Source organism: Sporofaciens sp. St.21A7, from assembly GCF_059728535.1.
In genome coordinates, this window is sequence record NZ_BAAGFN010000001.1 from 738,890 (window position 1) to 757,875 (window position 18,986).

Sequence of the window (18,986 nt, forward strand, 5' to 3'; positions counted from 1 at the left end):
GGCTGACGGAATGTGTTCATTGTTTCCGGTCAGCCCCTTATAGGATTCATAAGTTTTGCAAACGGCGCGCCGTTTATTTAGGCGGGTGAAGAACTGTTTACAGAGTGTCATCCTTAATCATAGCGATAATATTTTCCCGCCCAAGCCGTATCCCGCCTGTGGCATATGCCCCTACGATTGCCAGAAGAATCAGGATGGTATATCCGGTTAAGACGCCGTATGGGGCGAAGGGCAGGTATTCCGGCAGGGAGATTTCCGTAACAGTAAGCAGGGCTGCCAGTACGGTAATCTGGATTGGCAAGGAGTAGAGCAAGGGTTTTAAGCCTAACGTCAGCCCTTCCAGAAGCAGCAACTGCCATAACTGCCGGGGAGACAGCCCGACGGATTTCAACATGGCAAATTCCTGCCGACGCTGCCGGAGATTGCCCAAGATGCTTGCCCACACGTTGGACAGTCCGATTACGGCGAGGAAGGCTGTCAGGAACGTGACGACTAAGTTCATGACGTTCTGCGCGTTTTGGTCAAGCTCATCCCTCTCTGCAAGGTTTGTTAATTGATAATCGCCGCTTCCGTAAAAACTTGAGATAACTTTATCCATCTGCGTGGTGGCCTGCCGGATGGATGAGTAGTCAGGTTCAGAGGTAGTCTTGCCAGAGTCACCGACGTTGCCAGAGTCGTCGGCATTGTTAAGCTCATCGCCGTATTCTGCCCAGAATACTCCGTTTATCACCCGTGTAGAATTCTGTCTGCGTTCGCAGCAGGATTCGCCTAATTTTAGGACATGCTCCATCGGCATGACCATAGCCAGCGTGAAATTGGAAAGCTCCATGGTTTCCAGAGGAAGTTCCTCCGTGAGACTCCCGGCAGTTACCGTAAATTCAAAATCTCCTTCAATCTCATCCGTATTTTTCTCCGTAAATGTCAGCTTTTGCCCCTCATGGATATTAAGCAGTTCCCGATAAAGCACGTTTCGGCGCGTACTGTTTACCGGATCTTTCGTGTAGTTATAGACGATAGCCCGGGAAGGGTCGTCGAAATAAGGCTGGGGCGCAATTCCTATCTTTTCGCAGTAATCACGGAAACTGTCTTCCTCCAGGCCATAGATGACCGACTGGATTCTGTATTTTTCTTCCCGCTTAATCGGAGAAAATTTCTTCATTGCAATAATCTGGTCGATGCCGCCAAGATTCGTATTAATATCTTCGGAAATGTCCTTCTGGTCAACCCAGACGGCGCAGGGCATAGAGTCTCTAATCAGGGACTTTGTGACGCCGTTTACCGCTTTTAACTGCCGGATTGCTTCCATGTCCGGCTGCCGTCCGTCGCTGATGGAGAGAAAAATATGTCCACTCTTCCCAGGGTCAGTCCGGAAAATGGCTTTGTTTGCGTCATTTACCGTAATCGAATATTGAAAGATTGTCAACAGCAGGAAGGACATGCACAGGGAAATGGTTGCCATCCGGTAAGAGCGGCTTCTTGCTGATACGGCGTTCGCGGCAAGTTCTCCTGTGATTCCGGGAAAATGAAACCCTTTGCCTTCTTTTTTTCGTTTTTGCCTCTTCTTATCAAGGGTTCCTTCCTGTTTCAGGATTTCAATCGGCAGTAATTTTGCCGCTTTTTTTGCCGGAATCCGTGCGGAAAGCCATGCAGTCAAAAGTGACAGCAGGACAGCGGGAAGGATAGCGGGCAGCCCATAGGTTACGACGATGTCCGGCGCGTTTCTTCCAAGGTCGTTGGAGGCGTTGATTAACTGGAACAGTTTCATGTTCAGAAACCAGCCGGCGAAAAGTCCAAGCGGAAGGGGGATGGCAGATAACAGCAGGGCTTCGGTCTGGACGGTTTTCTTAATCTGCTTTGGGGTCGCCCCTACTCCGGCGAGGGTGCCAAGTTGTATCAGCTTCTCATCCACGGACATAACAAATGCATTATGGATGACGAGTACGAATACGCCTACCAGAAATGCTGTGAATAAAAGGAACATCAGAGGGATTGCAAGACCGCTTAGGTGTGTGGGCGTCCCTTTGGATGACGGGTCAAAAATGCCGTAGGCAGCCAACAGCCCGGTGTTGTAGCGAAGGGTGTATTCCCCGTATTCGTCTGGTTCGTATCCGATCGCTTTGGCAAGGGCGGGAAGTTCCCGGTAGGTTCTTCCCATGGGGTGGAAACGCAGGTAGACTGTAATCAGGTCGTCGGGAAGGATGGATGCCTCATTCAGCCCGGTCATGCCGGTATACGCGGGCACGGCGGATGAGGTGGTGACGTCCATGACGCCGACGATGGTGTAGGTCTTGGTTCCGGTTTCCTCAAATGTTTCCCCTTCATGGTAGATGTCGGTGTCCATGCAGGGCTGTCCCCCGTATGTGCGGTATCCGACGGGGAGGGTCAGGGTGTCGCCGATGTGCGTGTCGGGATGGTCTTCAAAATATTGTTTGGACAGTGCAAGCTCGGACTCAGAGGCGGGGATTCTGCCTTCGGTGATGCTGTCCTTTTCCGGCATGGAATCCCAGTATTCTTGGTTTGCGCCTCTGAAAATGAGGTAGAGCCTGGGGTTAGCAGTTTTATTCGGCGAGTCGGGAAGTTTTGCTGTCTCCCATGCCCCTTTGATTAGTACGGCTGAAACAGAGGCGTAATTCTTTATCTGCTCCAGAGATTCTCCGGGCGTGTTGTCAAAAAGCTCTCCGTGCCAGTTTCCGTTGTGCCATTTTTCAAGAACTACGGCGTCAGTCCACATGGTATAGACGAAACCGCAGAAGCAGGACATCAGGCTTGTCATGAGGAATAATGCGGTCATGATAATAATGCCGGAGCGTTTGTTTTGCCGGAGTGTGTCCCATACATATTCACGTAATATTTTCATTGCTTTGTCACCTCGTCTGATACAATTTTTCCGTCTTCTAATGTGATGATTCTGTCGGCTTTCAGCGCTATTTTCTCATCGTGGGTAATTAGGAGTACTGTCTGTTCGTATTGGTGGTTGGACATTTGCAGAAGCTCCAGTGTCTCGTCGGAGTTCTTCCGGTCAAGGTTGCCGGTAGGTTCGTCTGCCAGCAGGATTGCGGGCTGGTAGATGAGGCTTCGCGCGATGGCGACCCGCTGCTGCTGCCCGCCGGACAGTTCCCGGGGGTAGTGGGTGAGCCGGTCGGAAAGGCCAAGGGTCGTAACGAGCCGGTCGAATCTGGCCGCGTCCGGTTTCTCGCCGTCCAGGAGGATTGGGAGCAGGATATTTTTGCGCACGTTCAAGGTCGGTATCAGGTTATAGAACTGATAGACAAGACCTATTTTCCGGCGGCGGAAGATGGCAAGCTGTTCCAGGGTCAGGGTGGAGATATCGGTGTCCTCTATATAGATATTGCCGTCCGTCGGGCGGTCTACGCCGCCGAGCATGTGCAGGAGCGTGGATTTCCCGGAGCCGGAGGCGCCGACCACGGCGGTAAAGCTGCCGCGTTCTATGGAGAGGGTTACGTGGTCGAGGGCTGTGATGGCGCCAGAGCCTTGGCCGTAGGTTTTTGTGAGGTTGCTGCATCGGAGTATTTCCATGACATTATTATCCTTTCTATTTGCATGATGGTCTTCTGATAATGATATAATGACATTTTAACAGGACATTGTGACAGGAAGGTGACATTAGAAGAAAATTTAACAGGAACTCGTGAAACCTTTCAGGCAAAACGGGTATCTAATAGATATCAATCGATTGAAAAGGGATCCGCAGCGGAGGACACCAAAGTGAGGAAGGGTGAGTAAAAATGGCAGATTTAACAAAGCTTGTGGAACGAGCGCAGGCAGGAGATAAAGAAGCGTTTATTGATTTGATAGAGCATTGTAAGCAGGCATTATACAAGACTGCGATTGCAATGCTCAAGAATGACGCCGACGCGGCAGATGCGATACAGGATACGGTATTAAAATGTTACGAGAATCTAAGAGGGCTTAGGGAACCAAGATTTTTTAAGACATGGCTCACAAGAATCCTGATTAACCAGTGTAAGAAAATCATAAAACATCGTGGAAATATGGTATCCCTCCACGAGCTTCCGGAACAGGAATGTGAAAGTGCAGATATGTCTGGGGGAGAGTTTTTGGAAATGCTGAATCAGTTGGAAGAGCAGTACCGCATTGTTTTATATCTCTATTATGTTGAAGAATTTAGTGTCAAAGAGGTTGGGGTAATCCTGGAAATGAATGAGAATACAGTAAAAACAAGGCTGTCAAGAGGTCGGACTAAATTAAAGAAAATGTATTGTTTTGAATAAAAATAGATAGAAAGGACTGTGCAGAATGGGGAAATATGATACGAATCTGATAGATAAAATGAAAGCGGATGTAGAGATTCCCAAAGTGGTCGATGATAAATTAGAAGAGGTTTACGAGAAAATCTGTCTTGGAGAGGTGAAGATGAAACAGACAAAACGGGGAGGGAGGCGGAAAGAAGATGTATTATCTGATGAAATATGTCTTTTACGCGAGGACAGTCAGCAGGGAAAGTACGGCAGGTATATGAAATATGCAGTGTCAGCAGCGGTTTTGCTTTTGGTATTAATGGCAGGGGGCGGGATATTATACGCTAATCCTGCGCTTGCAAAAGATATTCCGATTCTGAGAGACGTGTTTGGAAATCTGGAGAAAATAAGGGATGAAGCACCGTATCCTGAGAAGGATAAGACGGCGTACGAACAGATTGCGGAGTATGCAAAACCTGTGGAGGCAAAAGAGAATGAGGAAAGCATAACAAATATTGCGGAAGATGAAGGAATTTCGCTGACTGTATCGGATGTCTATTGTGATGGGCTTGAATTGTATTTTACACTTTCCGCAAGAGTGGAGGATGAGGAGATGAAGAAGGCAGATTTCCTCTATCTAATGAGATATGAAGAAGGGGATGAGATTCCGTTTTTGGGCGGGCAGATTTATGTGGAAGGAACGAATGTTCATTCAAATGTGCTGACTCTGAAAAAAGCGGAAGAAGGTGTCTATGTGGGATTAATCCGAGCGACTTCCGTGGGGGGCGGATTTAAAGAGAATAATGTGGTAAATGTGACTGTAGGAGGAATCAGCGCCCATCGGGTTCCTGAAAAGGAGGGGGAAGAACAAGTCGGATATAAGATGGTGGATGGGGATTGGAAACTGCGCTTTGATGCCAAGACAGATACATCCAATAACCGGATTGCAAGACCGGGAGTGGAACAGAACGGAATTATTGTTGAGGAAGTAATCCAGACGCCCAGCAATATGCGGATAAAGTGTTATGTAAAAAGCCAATGGGCCAGGAAAGCTTTGGTATTTGTGGTGAAGGATGGAAACGGAAACAGGGTGGATGTAGAAAGCGGCGGAGCTATAGAGAGTACGGAAGACGGGGGAGAGATTTATGAAATTTCGTTGGCTCATTCTCAGGCGGATCAGTTTACGGTGTGGGTGTACGATAAAAATGCGGATCCGGACGAAAGCGGGTATCCGCCGGTGATTGCAGAGATTCCGTTTACACTCCCATTATACACGTAATCTGACACTCGCTCCCCTTTCAAACAGGATTGGGGAGCGTTCAATCAATGATTTATTTTACAGCATACTTTTCATAATATTGTGTTGAATTTTCTTTTCCAAGTTGTCCAGTTCGACAGACAATCATTTAGCTAAAAATTTTCGCAGAGTGTTCTACTCTGCGATTTTTCTTTATACAGCACATCTATTATAACCATCTAAATCTAATAAATCAATACCTAAATTATTTTTGCTAGAATTTGGAGTCAACAAATGGGAAAATAGTAAGACTATAGTCTGATTATTCGGTATCTATTCTATATTTTTTGATGTTTTCATACAAAATACGCCATTCATTTTCGCAGAGTAGAACACTCTACGAAAGAGGGGATCGATATCTGGTATTTATTAGCCTGCAAGGGGCAAGATGAGAAAAAAATAATGGATTTCTGTAATAGACACTTATCCCGAAAAGCGCTCTGGCAAGCATTTTTATTAACGTTTGACGGGGTGCGGCGTTATGAGGGCGGCTGGCATCTTGAGAGCAGGCTCATGTTCCCGTCATATGTATTGCTGGAAAGTGAAAATGAGGAATGCCTGATAAAGGAACTCAGAGAATGCGGGAAAACAGAGGGATTCGGGAAGTATCTGGCCAGAATGAATATGGAAGAAGAAAAGTTCCTGAAGGGTTTGTATGGCGGCGGGCATCATCTGAAAATGTCCAGAGGAATTCTATTCAAAGGAGCCGCACGGATAACGGAAGGACCGCTAAAGGGAATGGAGAACCGGCTCTGCAAGATTGACCGGCACAAACGGCTTGCGCATGTCCGGACTGTGATAGGGCGGGACTTTCAATATGTTCTCGCGGGATTGGAGATAACAGAGAGGGTCCTATAGATTGGGATGCATAGGATATCAGGAATGTCTCTTGAAGCATTGGCACTTGAGATTAGGAATGATAGACATAAAGATAATGGCTGTGGCTGTATGGATGCATACGGGCATGGATGGCGAAGCCATGGGTAATTGGGATGGGGAGCGTGTATGTGGTATGTAATGCAGGTGGTATCAGGTCAGGAAAACCGGACGGCTTTGTTGGTAAAGGACATGGCTGCGCCGGAGATTTTGGAAAGCTGCGTTCTTCCTGTGCGTAGGCTTAGGAAGAAATTTCGGGGAGAATGGCATGAGGTGACGGAGAAATTGTTCCCGGGCTATGTATTTCTGATAACAGAACAACCGCAGTTGTTATATGAAGAATTGAAACGGATTCCTCTCCTGACACGGATGCTTGGGCAGTGTGAGGAATATTTCGTCCCTTTGCCGGAAGCGGATGTCAGGATATTAGAGAAGTTTCGGGACAGGACAGGGAAAATGGATGGTTTAGAGGCGGAGATTTCTAAAGTTGCATTAGAAGAGGGAAAGCAGATTAAAATTTTGGCCGGTCCTCTTAAAAATCTGGAAGGGCAGATAAAGAAAATAAACCTGCACAAGAGGACTGCGGCTGTGGAGGTGGAGTTTATGGGAAATAAGACGGTGATTTACTTAGGGATTGAGATGGTCACGGAAAGTAAGGATGTAAATAAAGATGAATAATTTTAGATTAGACCCCAAATTTGCAGGAATTGAACCATTCGAGCCAAAGCTATGGCTGAGCAGCCCAACCATGCATGGGGATGAGCAAAAATGGGTGGATGAGGCGATTCAGACGAACTGGGTGTCCACGGTGGGCGCTAACATCAATGAAGTAGAGCGCATGGTCGCGGAAAAGACAGGGCGCAAATATGCAGTAGCGCTGTCTTCCGGTACGGCGGCTCTGCATTTGGCAGTTAAACTGTGTGGAGAAAAGTTATACGGCCAGCCGAAAGCGGGGCATGGTACTCTGGGAGGAAGAAAAGTTTTCTGCTCTGATCTGACTTTTGACGCAACGGTAAACCCTGTGGCCTATGAGGGCGGCGAGGCTGTTTTTATCGATACAGAGTATGACACTTGGAATATGGATCCTGGCGCTTTGGAAAAAGCCTTTGAACTATATCCGGATGTAAGACTTGTAGTGATAGCGCATCTTTATGGCACTCCCGCAAAAATCGAGGAAATCCAAAATATTTGCAGTATGCATAATGCACTGCTTGTAGAAGATGCAGCAGAGTCCTTTGGCGCTGCCTATAAAGGAATTCAGACTGGATGCTTTGGCGACTGCGCCGTTCTGTCGGCAAATGGAAATAAAATAGTGACCGGGTCTAGCGGCGGGTTGTTCCTTACAGACTCTAAAGAGGATGCTGATAAGGTCAGAAAATGGAGTACTCAGAGCCGGGAGGCGGCTCCATGGTACCAGCACGAGGAAATGGGCTACAACTATCGGATGAGCAACATTATCGCTGGAATTATCCGCGGACAGATACCGTATCTTTTGGAACACATCGAACAGAAACAGGCTATCTGGGAACGTTATGAGGAAGGGCTGAAAGACCTTCCGGTTAAGATGAATCCCTGGGACGAAGAGAAGTCAGCGCCGAACTTTTGGCTGAGCTGCATGATTATTGACGAGGAAGCCATGGCCCCATACGTCCGCGGAGAGCAAGATGAATTATGGGCCGCAGAGGCAGGGAGGAGTTCACCGGGTGAAATTCTGGCTGCGATTGCCGCATTCGGGGCAGAAGGCCGTCCAATCTGGAAACCGATGCATATGCAGCCCATTTACCGGACCCACGCCTTCGTGACAGCCGAAGGAAACGGCAGGGGTAGGAGTAACGCTTACATAGCCGGAAGCGGAGCTGACGTTGGCGCGGATATATTTAAAAGAGGGCTGTGCCTGCCGAGCGATAATAAGATGGCTGTGAGGCAGCAGGATAGAATTATTGATATTATTCACAGGTGTTTTGAATGATGCCAACGACTAGCGGAAGCCATAAACCATATGGACTATATGAACGTTTTATTAAACGGCCGCAGGATTTCTTGTGTGCTTTGACAGCGATGATTATTCTGAGCCCTGTACTGCTAATCACGTCCGTCATGGTGCGGGTAAAGCTCGGTTCACCGGTGTTGTTCACGCAGGATAGACCGGGAAAAGACGGGAAGATATTTAAACTTTATAAATTTAGGACAATGCTTCCGCCGAAAGACGGATTGATTGATCCTGCGAAGGATGCAGAACGGCTGACGCCGTTTGGGAAGAGGCTCCGTGCCACATCTCTTGATGAGCTTCCGGAACTCTTCAACATGCTTAAGGGGGATATGGCTGTGGTTGGCCCGAGGCCATTGCTGGTCCAATATCTTGCCCGCTACAATGAACGCCAGGCCAGAAGGCATGAAGTCAGGCCGGGTTTTACCGGTCTGGCTCAAGTCCATGGCAGAAATGCCATATCCTGGGAAGAGAAATTCGACTGGGATGTAAAGTACGTTGACCATATTACGTTCCTCGGGGACTGGAAGATTATTCTGGAAACCATCAGGACTGTTATGAAGCGGGAAGGAATAAACGCAGATGGAGAGGCTACCATGGAAGAATTCAAGGGGAGTGAAAGAGAATGAACATTCTATTTACAGGTGTGGGCAGACGGATTGAGTTGTTACAGGCATTTCGGAATGCAGCTTTAGTTTTAAATAAAAATCTTAAAATTTATGGCGCCGATATGGCGGGGACGGCCCCGGCTCTCGCTTATTGCGATTATACGCGTAAAGCAGCTCCAATGAAGGATTCCGGATATATAGACAATTTGCTCCAAATCTGTGCCGATGACCATATTGATCTGCTCATCCCAACCATTGATACCGACCTCCTGGTTCTTTCTGAGAACAAGGAAAAGTTTGAGGTAATCGGAACAAAAGTCATGGTTAGCGCTCCTGATAAAATTAGGATTTGCCGTGACAAGAATAACACGGGCAAATTTTTTGTGGATTGCGGCCTTCATGCCCCGATGCCTGTTAATCATTGGAGGGAATATAAGGGCGGGTATCCGGCGTTCATTAAGCCGAAGGATGGCAGCAGTTCTATCAATGCATTTAAGGTGGAGAATGAAGAGGAATTAGTGGTTTGCGCTGCCCGCATGGAGGAGTACGTCGTCCAGCCATTTGTGAGTGGGCATGAGTATACAATTGACGTCTTTTGCGGATGGGACGGGGAACCGGTGAGTATTGTTCCGCGTGAACGCCTCCAAGTCAGGGCCGGTGAAGTCCTTAAAACAAAGATAACAATGGATGGGCAGATGATTGAAGAGGCCAGGGTATTATGCAAGGCTTTTACGCCCTGCGGGCCAATGACTGTGCAGCTTATCCGGGATGATGCAGGCGTGGACTGGTTCATTGAAATTAACCCCCGTTACGGCGGAGGCGCACCCTTGTCTATGAAAGCCGGAGCCAGAAGCGCAGAGACGGTGCTGAAACTTCTGGATGGGGAAAGAGTTGAATATCAGTACGATATTGCAGACGGGGCTATCTACAGCCGTTTTGACCAGTCTGTTTGCATTGCTGAGGGGAAGAGGCAGATGAAAGGCGTGATCTTTGACTTGGACGACACCCTTTATAGTGAAAAAGAGTATGTAAAGAGTGGGTTCAAAGCCGTGAGCGATTATCTTGGGGGCGGGTTTGAAGAGAAGTTATGGCAGCTATTTGAAAATGGAGAGGCGGCAATCACTGTGCTTTTGGAGGAATTGGGAAGAACCGGGGAGGGTAAGGAATGCCTTGAAATATATAGAAACCATAAGCCTTCTATTCATCTTTATGAGGACGCGGCCGAAATGATAGAGAAATTAAAAAGCAGAGGAATCAAGGTTGGCATTATCACTGATGGAAGACCGGAAGGGCAAAGGAATAAAATTAAAGCGCTGGGGCTTGAAGTCGATGATGTCATTATTACAGATGAATTAGGCGGTTCACAGTTCCGCAAGCCTTGTGATATTGCATTTCGGATTATGGCCGCGCGATGGCGGATGAATCCTGCGGAGATTGTGTATGTTGGCGACAATCCCGGAAAGGATTTCCAAGCTGGGCGGCAGTTAGGAATTATGGGGCTGTGGTTTAAGAATAACGACGGGTTATACAATCGGGATTTCAGTGGAAATAGTATGGGTATTTTAAAAATTACTGACTTGATGGAATATGTATATTAGGTGGAGAAAACGGGCAGAGATTTACGAAAAAAAGCAATATGTGAATAGTGTTAGAGGAGCAGATGTCATGATTCACTTAGATGAAATAAGGAAACATGAATTCATAGTTATGTGTTATGAACACTACACCCCATTAGGAATCATTAGAAGCCTGGGAGAAGTTGGTATCCATCCTATTGTCATTATATTAAAGAACAAATGGTCCAAGGTTGCTTCTGCCAGTAAATACATTTCCAGGATTCATTATGTAAAAGATGTGGAGGAAGGATTGGGTTTGCTTATTTCACAATATGGGGGACGGAGTGTTGTAAAGCCGTTTGTAATCCCATGCGACGATCAGTTTGCTGAGATTTGCGACAATAACTATGATAGGTTAAAGGATAAATTTTATATTCAAAACGCAAAAGAAGAACAAGGAAGAATTGTATTTTTCCAGAATAAAAACAATATTAATGAGATGGCTCAAAAACATGGATTGAATGTTGCCAAAACCTATAAAGTAAAAAGAGGCAAAATCCCGGAGGATATTGAATATCCCATTATTACTAAAACAATTTCATCAAATGAAGGAGGATGGAAAACAGACTATCATATATGCCAAAATGAGATGGAATTAAGAGAAGCTTATAAAGTAATTAAAGCAGACCATCTTCTTTTGCAGAAATTTATAGTCAAAAAAACGGAACTGTGTCTGGATGGAGTGATAGTAAATCACGGCAGGCAATGGATTTGTATTGCATCAAGATACCCATATGCGATACCAGAGGGATATAGCGCAAAGATGAATATATCGAATTTATATCAGGAAAAGCACTATGAAAAAGTAAAAAAATCATTAGATTCTATGTTTGAAGACATAGGGTTTGAAGGGATTTTCTCTTTAGAATTTATGGTAGATGAAGAAGATAATCTTTGGTTTCTGGAAGAGAATTTCAGAAGTTCAACATGGACATATGCCGGAACAGCATTAGGAATGAATTTTGTGATTCTATGGGCAGAGGGGTGTCTATATGGAGAGTTTCCAGAGAACGCAGAGGTTGATGTACCTACTGGCTATAAAGCAATGGCTGAATTCCCTGATTTTAAACAAAGAGTATTAAAGCATAGGATCACATTGAAGGATTGGATAAAAGAGGTTAGAAGCTGCGACTGTTTGTTCTTTTATAACAGAAAGGATAAAATGCCTGCTTTCACGTCTCTTCTCTATAAAGGCATGAATGCTATTCGGGTAAAATTCGTGTGCTGATGGAGGTAGTGTATGCCAAAAAATAAAGTTAAGAATGAGGTTTTTGTAATTTCGGTAATGATTGCTGCTGCGGTAATTTTATATGGCTATTTTTTCAATGATAGCCTTGTATATGCATCCGGCGTCATCATGGCCTGGGTAAGTACAAATTTCGGGTGGCTGTATATCGCTTTCGTGTTTTTCCTCTGTATCTTTCTCACATGGCTGGCATTCAGCAGGTATGGCAAGATAAAACTGGGTAAGGATTATGAGAAGCCGCAGTACAGTAATTTTCACTGGTATGCAATGCTTTTTTGCGGCGGAACCGGCATCGGCCTTGTCTTCTGGAGTATTGCCGAGCCATTATCCCATTACGCAGAGCCGCCGGAAGGCGTGGTATCCGGCACAGTTGAAGCTGCAAACTTTTCAATCAGGACATGTTTCCTGCATTGGGGAATTACACAGTGGATGTGTTTTGCCTTTGTAGCGTTGGGGATTGCTTATTTCATGTACAGGAAAGGGAAGAATGCCCAGATAAGCAACCTGCTGAGCCCATTAGTAGGAGAGAACCTGACAAAGGGGTGGTTTGGCAAGGCAATTGATATATTTTCTGTCGTTGTTTCCTTTGTGGGAGTGGCTACATCTCTCGGACTCGGCGTTTCACAGATATGTGGAGGATTGAATTACTTATTAGACGTTCCTGATAACGCTAGTACATGGTTGATGGTTATTGTGGTTATCACATGCATATTTCTGGCATCTGCGGTTAGCGGCGTGGATAAAGGCATTAAGATTCTGTCTTCTGTAAATACATATCTTGCCTTTGCTCTATTAATCTTAGCCTTCGTAGTAGGACCGAAGATCTCAATCTTCAATACTATGGTAAATGGCGTAGGACAACATATCCAAAACTTTTTTGGCGATTCTCTCATGATTAGTTCTTTTGGAGACAATAGCTGGATCATGAATTGGCGTGTGTTCTATTATGCCTGGTTTATTGCGTGGACGCCATTCGTTGGAATGTTTATTGCAAGGATATCAAAAGGACGGACGATTCGGGAATTTATAGTTGGAACGGTACTGATTCCGACTGTGTTTACCATCGTATGGCTCTCAGTGTTCGGTACCATTGCCTTGAGCGCAACTGGAGATTGGGGGTTGGAGGCGGTAAAGGAGCTGGCGGCAAGTCCCCAGACGGCAGTATTCATAATTTTCAGCAAGTATCCGCTAAGTAAGGTGATTTCTGCCCTTATAATTGCTTTGCTCGCAGTCTTTTTTATAACATCAGCGGATTCGGCAACGTACGCTTTGAGCATGATGTCATCTGATGGAGATATTGATGCCCCGAAGTATAAGAAGGTGGTTTGGGGGATAATTGAGGCCACGGTAGCATATGTCCTGCTTTCCGTAGGAAGCCTTAAAGCGTTGCAGACAGCATCCATAGCGGCATCACTGCCTTTCTTGTTCATTATGATTGCTATGGTTCCGGCGTTGATAAAAGCGCTAAAGGATGAATTTTAAGAAGGAGTTAAACAATGCTAAATTTTACAGTTGGGCCAGTGATGTCTGCCCCGGAAATCATTGATGTGGCTAATCGGTCAACGCCATATTTCAGAACGACGGAGTTTTCAGATGTAATGTTTGAAAATGAACGAATTTTCCTTGAGCTTCTTAGTGCTCCGTACGGCTCCCGCGCAGTGTTCCTTACTGCTTCGGGAACAGGCTCAATGGAGTCATGTGTCATGAACATCCTGAGTGACTCTGACAAGGTTATTGTGGTTAACGGTGGGAGTTTCGGATATCGTTTTGTCGAGCTTTGCAGACTTCACAAACTAAGCTTTACCGAGGTTAAATGCGAATTCGGGAAACAACTGAGAAGGGAGCAGCTTGACGGGTTAGAAGACCACACAGCGTTCCTGATTAATATGCATGAAACATCTTCTGGTATTCTCTATGATATGGATATGGTGTCTGAATTCTGTAAAAAGAATAACATACTTTTAATTGTTGATGCGATCTCTGCCTTCCTGTCAGATGAGGTGGATATGGCAAAGCTGGGAGCTGCGGCAATCATCACTGGATCGCAGAAAGCTCTGGCTGTCCAGCCCGGGATTTCAATGATTGCATTATCTCTGCAAGCTCTGTCACGTGTGGAACAGAATACTGATGTGTGCATGTATTTAAGCCTTAAACAAGCATTGAAAGATGGTGAACGTGGACAAACACCTTTTACTCCGGCCGTAACCACGCTTTTGCAGATTAATAGAAGGCTGGCACAGATTACCCAGCATGGAGGTATATCACGGGAGCGGGAAAATATTTCTTTGGTTGCCGAAGGTTTTAGAAGCAATATAAAGGATTTGCCATTTGAGCTTGTTTCAGAGTCTCCTTCCAATGCAGTAACGTGCTTAAGGCCGATTCATGGAGGAGCAAAGGAAATTGTAAGGACTCTCAAGGATGAGTATCAAATTTGGGTTTGCCCTAACGGAGGAGAACTGGGTGATAAGGTGTTTAGGGTTGGGCATATCGGACATATAACAGAAGAGGATAATCTGAAACTGACGAAAGCTTTGCATGATATGAACGAGAGAGGCTTACTGTGACTACATTAGAAATGTTTAAGAATGATTTGAATGAAACTTATAACGGAGGATTGATATGGTCAAAGTAATAACATATGGGTCATATGATATGCTTCATTATGGTCATATCAGACTGCTTAAACGGGCAAAAGCTTTAGGAGATTATCTTATTGTAGGCATTACCAGTGATGATTATGACAAGACAAGAGGCAAGATCAACCTTCAGCAGTCTCTCACAGAAAGATTTGAAGCTGTCCGGGAAACAGGATTAGCGGATCTTATTATTGTTGAGGAGTATGAGGGGCAAAAAATAGATGATATCAAACGATATGATGTTGATATCTTCACTGTAGGCTCAGATTGGGAAGGTTATTTTGATTATCTGGACGAGTATTGCAAAGTGGTGTATCTTCCAAGGACCAAAGGCGTATCCAGCACGGAACTTCGGGCTAAAGAAAGAGCTTTAAAAATAGGCTTAATCGGCAATAATGAGAGCCGGATACTAAATAAGTATTGCATGGAAACAAAGTTTGTCAATGGCGCGGAGGTGTCGGCGTTATGCACTGATGACAGAGAGGTCAGGGAAGAACACGGCGATATACCTGATGTAGAGAATTATGAAGAATTGTTGGATAGAAGCGATGCTGTATTTATTCTGACACATCCCCTTAATCATTATGATTATATTAAAAAAGCGATTGAGGCAGGAAAACATGTACTGGCAGAAATGCCGGTGGTTCTTGATCCGGCTCAGCATGACGAGTTGCTCCGTCTTGCTTCAGAAAGAGGCATTATCTTGATGCCTGCAATGAAAACCGCCTATGCAACGGCCTATAATCGCTTATTGCTCCTTCTGAAGGCAGGGAAAATAGGTAAAATTATCTCAGTAGACGCGGTATGCACAAGCATACGAGATGCATCAAAAGAGAATAAGGCATATGGCGATATCTGGAACAGTATATCGGCCTGGGGACCAACCGCAATGCTTCCTGTTTTTCATATATTAGGAACGGGTTACAAGAACTCAGAAATTAGCAGCCTTTATCTGGATAAGGAAAAGTACTTTGATGCTTTTACTAAAATTGACTTTACCTATGATAAAGCTGTTGCATCCATCAAGGTCGGACGAGGCGTAAAATCCGAAGGTGAACTAATCGTTTCGGGAACAAAAGGCTACCTGTATGTTCCGGCTCCGTGGTGGAAGACGGATTATTTTGAAATTCGGTATGAGAATCCTGAGGACAATAAACGGTATTTTTATCAATTGGACGGAGAGGGAATCCGCTATGAGCTGGTTGCTTTTATGAAGGCAATCAAGTTAGGGAAAAAGCCTGATTACATTTCGGATGAGGTTGCAAAGCAGATTACAAAAGTGATGTCAGATTTCTATACCGGAAAGGTACAAGAGATTCGGTAAAGATGGAGAATATTCTATGAATGCTTTCAATGACCAAGAAGTAGGCCGCAAGCTCCAAGAAGCACAGTTGAACATTTTAATGGAATTAGACAGAGTGTGTAAAGAATTAAAACTCACGTATTGTTTGGCGTTTGGAACAGCGCTGGGGGCGGTTAGGCATAAAGGATTTATTCCTTGGGATGATGATATTGATGTATATATGAGAATCGAAGATTTGGAGATTCTTCAGACGAACGCAAATTTGTTTAAAAATGAATTTTTCCTTCAGCATCACAAAAGTGATCCGGAGTATGGGCTCATGATCACGAGATTGCGTAACAGCAATACAACGCTGATTGAAAAATCAGAGGTTGAACGTGATATTAACCATGGCATTTTTGTGGACATCTATCCATTTTTCAATAGCCCTAAGGCTGGCTGGGGCGCAAAGAAACTGGTAATAGCATCAATGATATACAGGCTGATGCTATATGGCGTAGTTCCGCAAAATCGTGGTATTGTTATGAAAATTGGAGCGGCTGTTCTGTTGAAAATTGTTCCGGAAGGTGCAAGAAGTTGGCTGATCCGAAAAAACTACAGGGTTATGAAGTCATATAAACACACAGGCTATCTTTCCAGTCTTTATGGAGATGAGGCCGGGATCAAATACCCGGAGAATCAAATATTCCCAGTTAAATGGGTGCCGTTTGAGAAGATATATGTACCTGTAGAGGCAGATGCAGATTCATACCTAAAGCTCACCTTTGGGGATTACATGCAGCTGCCGCCGGAAGAACAAAGGGCGTTCCATCATGGGTATGTATGCGTCGATTTTGAAAAACCTTATACATATTACAAAGGGAAGTTATATTGCAGGGAGAAATAAGAATGAATGTGCTTTTTATGTGTTTAGGGACATTTTATGACCTTAATGAAAGCTCAGTCCATATAGATATACTAAAACGTTTTGCGAAAGACCAGGACGTTTGGCTTGTATGTAAGAACGAAGAACGTCCGACAGAACTAAAAGATGAAAATGGAATACATGTACTTAGAGTTCGTACGGGGAAACTTAAAGGGACTGGTTCAATTAGAAAAGGAATGAATACTTTACTTGTTGAATTTCAATTTAAGAATGCCATTAAAAAAAAATTGACAAAAGTGAAATTTGATTTGGTTCTATACACAACCCCTCCAATTACTTTTGTTAGCGCGGTTGAGTACATAAAAAGAAGGGATAATGCAGATACATATCTAATGCTTAAGGATATATTCCCTCAGAATGCTGTCGATATTGGAATGATGAGTACAAGTGGGATAAAAGGAATATTATATACATATTTTAGGAACAAGGAAAAAAGACTATACAAAATCTCAAACCACATAGGATGCATGTCCCCGGCAAATGTAAGATATATACTAAAGCATAATCCTGAACTCAACCCCAAAATAGTAGAAATATGCCCGAATACAACGGTAATAGAGGATACTGGCGTTAACGAAAATACAAGATTGGAAATAAGAGGGAAATATAATATTCCCTTGAATAAGAAAGTGTTTATATATGGCGGAAATTTGGGAAAACCACAGGGCATTTCATTTTTGGTTGAGTGTTTGAAAAAATGCAAAGAAAAAGACTGCTTTTTCCTGATAGTAGGACAAGGAACTGAGTATAAAAGGATAGAGCAATACATAAATGAGGAAAAACCGTGCAATTGCAAACTTATGAAAGTATTGCCGAGTAATGAATTCCAGACAATGGTTGCAGCATGTGATGTAGGAATGATTTTTCTTGACCATAGGTTTACGATACCGAATTTCCCAAGCAGATTACTTTCATATATGAAATCTAAAGTTCCTGTATTAGCAGTAACAGACCCAAACACGGACATTGGAGAAATTATTGTTGAGGGTAGATTTGGATGGTGGTGCGAGAGCAATGACGCAGAGGAATTTTCCCGAAAAATAGAGTACATAATTTCGTTAGACCAAAGCCAGATCAATTTGATGAAGAAAAATGAATTTAAGTATTTGAAGGAAAAATATGGCGTAGATGTTGCATATAAGACGATAATGAAAGTTAACCAATTATGAGGGTAAATATTATTAGCGACAAAATTTTACTGTGTTCATCAAGGAAGTATCGGCTGTGGTATAAAAACGGCAATATATTTTCAACTGGAAACGACACGGCTGAATATGTATTCCTTGGGACACTGGCAAATATGAATATAGAACATGTAAGGCTTTCAAAGTATAGAATTCTTCAAAGAATGCTCAGGCTTGCGCCAAGGTGCGGCATTTTTGTAAGCGAATCTATTGCAATCATTTCATTTTATGGGTATGTAATAAGAATTGAAATCGAAGAAAACAAAATAGAAATTGAACATCAATTCCGAAAAGATATGAACAATCCTTTAACTTTTTGCAAACTAGCAGGGATTGAGGGGTTTGGCGACGGAGTATACTATGGAGAATATTTTGGAAATGCAAAAGAAGAGGAAGTAAGAATATATCGGCGTACGGATGAAGGAAAATGGGCCGTAGCTTATTGTTTCCCGTCAGGTACGGTTAGGCATATTCATAATATTGTAGGAGACTGTCAAAACAAATGTGTATATGTATTGGCAGGAGACGAAGATAGGCAGTCTGCTATATGGAAGTTTATGGATAATTTTAAATCATATGAAATTATTGGGGGCGGAAGCCAACAATATCGCGCATGTGTCGGTTACTCTTTTAAAGCAGGTTTTTTTTATGCAACGGATTCTCCGTTGGAGAAAAATCATATTTATTACATGAAAGAATTTGGTATTAAACCGGAATCTGTCTTAGAGATAGAAGGACCATGTATTTATGGAAGGAAAATTGGAGAAGAATTATATGCCCTCTCTACATCCGTTGAACCTGACAGCAGGATCAAGGGATTACGGTATATGTTGTCCTATCGCAAAGGCAAAGGAGTAAAGAGTTATAATTCAAAGGTATATATAGGAAATCCGGAACGAGGATTTGTTGAAATTTTATCAGCAAAGAAAGATATATTTCCAATGCTGCTATTTGGATTTGGAACATTTTTGTTTCCTAATGTAACAGTAGGGGAACTGATAATTACAGGCCAGAGTTTGAAAAGATATGATGGGAAAACGATTTCCATTAATACGGACGAAATATATTAGCAATTTGGGAAATGTTTG

16 protein-coding genes are annotated in these 18,986 nt (G+C 44.0%); 14 read left to right on the plus strand and 2 right to left on the minus strand.

The window, feature by feature from the left end; genetic code table 11:
• Positions 1-97: 97 nt before the first annotated feature.
• Together AC6I3O_RS03520 and AC6I3O_RS03525 are read right to left on the minus strand one after the other, a co-directional pair.
• Positions 98-2,857, minus strand: a complete 2,760-nt coding sequence (locus AC6I3O_RS03520; RefSeq protein WP_497849743.1) for an ABC transporter permease — start codon at positions 2,855-2,857, stop codon at positions 98-100.
• Positions 2,854-3,537, minus strand: a complete 684-nt coding sequence (locus AC6I3O_RS03525; protein ID WP_497849744.1) for an ABC transporter ATP-binding protein — start codon at positions 3,535-3,537, stop codon at positions 2,854-2,856. Before AC6I3O_RS03525 ends, AC6I3O_RS03520 begins: the two co-directional genes overlap by 4 nt.
• A gap of 209 nt (positions 3,538-3,746) precedes the next feature.
• On the opposite strand from AC6I3O_RS03525, the gene AC6I3O_RS03530 reads away from it, so the two are divergent.
• The 14 genes from AC6I3O_RS03530 (at position 3,747) to AC6I3O_RS03595 (ending at position 18,968) form a co-directional block, all read left to right on the plus strand.
• Positions 3,747-4,253: an RNA polymerase sigma factor gene (locus AC6I3O_RS03530; RefSeq protein ID WP_497849745.1), complete on the plus strand. Its 507-nt coding sequence runs from the start codon at positions 3,747-3,749 to the stop codon at positions 4,251-4,253.
• 25 nt (positions 4,254-4,278) lie between these two features.
• Complete coding sequence (locus AC6I3O_RS03535) at positions 4,279-5,499, plus strand: DUF4179 domain-containing protein (RefSeq protein ID WP_497849746.1); 1,221 nt, start codon at positions 4,279-4,281, stop codon at positions 5,497-5,499.
• 420 nt (positions 5,500-5,919) lie between these two features.
• Positions 5,920-6,375, plus strand: coding sequence for a hypothetical protein (locus tag AC6I3O_RS03540; RefSeq protein WP_497849747.1), 456 nt, complete (start codon positions 5,920-5,922; stop codon positions 6,373-6,375).
• Between the two features lie 147 nt (positions 6,376-6,522).
• A complete protein-coding gene (loaP, locus tag AC6I3O_RS03545; RefSeq protein WP_497849748.1) occupies positions 6,523-7,071 on the plus strand; it encodes an antiterminator LoaP in 549 nt (182 codons plus the stop codon).
• Positions 7,064-8,362 (plus strand): DegT/DnrJ/EryC1/StrS family aminotransferase, encoded by a 1,299-nt coding sequence (locus AC6I3O_RS03550; RefSeq protein ID WP_497849749.1) that lies wholly within the window; start codon positions 7,064-7,066, stop codon positions 8,360-8,362. Before loaP ends, AC6I3O_RS03550 begins: the two co-directional genes overlap by 8 nt.
• The gene (locus AC6I3O_RS03555) at positions 8,359-9,009 is read left to right on the plus strand and encodes a sugar transferase (protein ID WP_497849750.1); all 651 of its coding nucleotides are present in this window, start codon (positions 8,359-8,361) and stop codon (positions 9,007-9,009) included. The genes AC6I3O_RS03550 and AC6I3O_RS03555 overlap by 4 nt, the downstream gene beginning before the upstream one ends.
• Entirely contained in the window at positions 9,006-10,586 is a 1,581-nt protein-coding gene (locus AC6I3O_RS03560) for an HAD-IA family hydrolase (RefSeq protein ID WP_497849751.1), read from the plus strand. The genes AC6I3O_RS03555 and AC6I3O_RS03560 overlap by 4 nt, the downstream gene beginning before the upstream one ends.
• A gap of 67 nt (positions 10,587-10,653) precedes the next feature.
• A complete protein-coding gene (locus tag AC6I3O_RS03565; RefSeq protein WP_497849752.1) occupies positions 10,654-11,832 on the plus strand; it encodes a biotin carboxylase in 1,179 nt (392 codons plus the stop codon).
• A gap of 12 nt (positions 11,833-11,844) precedes the next feature.
• Positions 11,845-13,332, plus strand: a complete 1,488-nt coding sequence (locus AC6I3O_RS03570) for a BCCT family transporter (RefSeq protein WP_497849753.1) — start codon at positions 11,845-11,847, stop codon at positions 13,330-13,332.
• A 14-nt stretch (positions 13,333-13,346) separates the two neighbouring features.
• On the plus strand, positions 13,347-14,414 hold the full coding sequence (locus AC6I3O_RS03575) for a pyridoxal-phosphate-dependent aminotransferase family protein (protein ID WP_497849754.1): 1,068 nt from the start codon (positions 13,347-13,349) through the stop codon (positions 14,412-14,414).
• Between the two features lie 55 nt (positions 14,415-14,469).
• Positions 14,470-15,810 (plus strand): adenylyltransferase/cytidyltransferase family protein, encoded by a 1,341-nt coding sequence (locus AC6I3O_RS03580; protein WP_497849755.1) that lies wholly within the window; start codon positions 14,470-14,472, stop codon positions 15,808-15,810.
• Between the two features lie 16 nt (positions 15,811-15,826).
• A complete protein-coding gene (locus AC6I3O_RS03585; protein WP_497849756.1) occupies positions 15,827-16,675 on the plus strand; it encodes a LicD family protein in 849 nt (282 codons plus the stop codon).
• 2 nt (positions 16,676-16,677) lie between these two features.
• Complete coding sequence (locus AC6I3O_RS03590; RefSeq protein WP_497849757.1) at positions 16,678-17,883, plus strand: glycosyltransferase family 4 protein; 1,206 nt, start codon at positions 16,678-16,680, stop codon at positions 17,881-17,883.
• On the plus strand, positions 17,880-18,968 hold the full coding sequence (locus AC6I3O_RS03595; RefSeq protein ID WP_497849758.1) for a hypothetical protein: 1,089 nt from the start codon (positions 17,880-17,882) through the stop codon (positions 18,966-18,968). The genes AC6I3O_RS03590 and AC6I3O_RS03595 overlap by 4 nt, the downstream gene beginning before the upstream one ends.
• The last annotated feature ends 18 nt before the right edge of the window (positions 18,969-18,986 follow it).

Excerpts from the sequence above, each read along its gene's own strand:
- AC6I3O_RS03520 (WP_497849743.1), bottom strand. The coding sequence starts at position 2,857 with ATGAAAATATTACGTGAATATGTATGGGACACACTCCGGCAAAACAAA.
- AC6I3O_RS03525 (WP_497849744.1), bottom strand. The coding sequence starts at position 3,537 with ATGGAAATACTCCGATGCAGCAACCTCACAAAAACCTACGGCCAAGGC.
- AC6I3O_RS03530 (WP_497849745.1), top strand. The coding sequence starts at position 3,747 with ATGGCAGATTTAACAAAGCTTGTGGAACGAGCGCAGGCAGGAGATAAA.
- AC6I3O_RS03535 (WP_497849746.1), top strand. The coding sequence starts at position 4,279 with ATGGGGAAATATGATACGAATCTGATAGATAAAATGAAAGCGGATGTA.
- AC6I3O_RS03540 (WP_497849747.1), top strand. The coding sequence starts at position 5,920 with ATGGATTTCTGTAATAGACACTTATCCCGAAAAGCGCTCTGGCAAGCA.
- loaP (WP_497849748.1), top strand. The coding sequence starts at position 6,523 with ATGTGGTATGTAATGCAGGTGGTATCAGGTCAGGAAAACCGGACGGCT.
- AC6I3O_RS03550 (WP_497849749.1), top strand. The coding sequence starts at position 7,064 with ATGAATAATTTTAGATTAGACCCCAAATTTGCAGGAATTGAACCATTC.
- AC6I3O_RS03555 (WP_497849750.1), top strand. The coding sequence starts at position 8,359 with ATGATGCCAACGACTAGCGGAAGCCATAAACCATATGGACTATATGAA.
- AC6I3O_RS03560 (WP_497849751.1), top strand. The coding sequence starts at position 9,006 with ATGAACATTCTATTTACAGGTGTGGGCAGACGGATTGAGTTGTTACAG.
- AC6I3O_RS03565 (WP_497849752.1), top strand. The coding sequence starts at position 10,654 with ATGATTCACTTAGATGAAATAAGGAAACATGAATTCATAGTTATGTGT.
- AC6I3O_RS03570 (WP_497849753.1), top strand. The coding sequence starts at position 11,845 with ATGCCAAAAAATAAAGTTAAGAATGAGGTTTTTGTAATTTCGGTAATG.
- AC6I3O_RS03575 (WP_497849754.1), top strand. The coding sequence starts at position 13,347 with ATGCTAAATTTTACAGTTGGGCCAGTGATGTCTGCCCCGGAAATCATT.
- AC6I3O_RS03580 (WP_497849755.1), top strand. The coding sequence starts at position 14,470 with ATGGTCAAAGTAATAACATATGGGTCATATGATATGCTTCATTATGGT.
- AC6I3O_RS03585 (WP_497849756.1), top strand. The coding sequence starts at position 15,827 with ATGAATGCTTTCAATGACCAAGAAGTAGGCCGCAAGCTCCAAGAAGCA.
- AC6I3O_RS03590 (WP_497849757.1), top strand. The coding sequence starts at position 16,678 with ATGAATGTGCTTTTTATGTGTTTAGGGACATTTTATGACCTTAATGAA.
- AC6I3O_RS03595 (WP_497849758.1), top strand. The coding sequence starts at position 17,880 with ATGAGGGTAAATATTATTAGCGACAAAATTTTACTGTGTTCATCAAGG.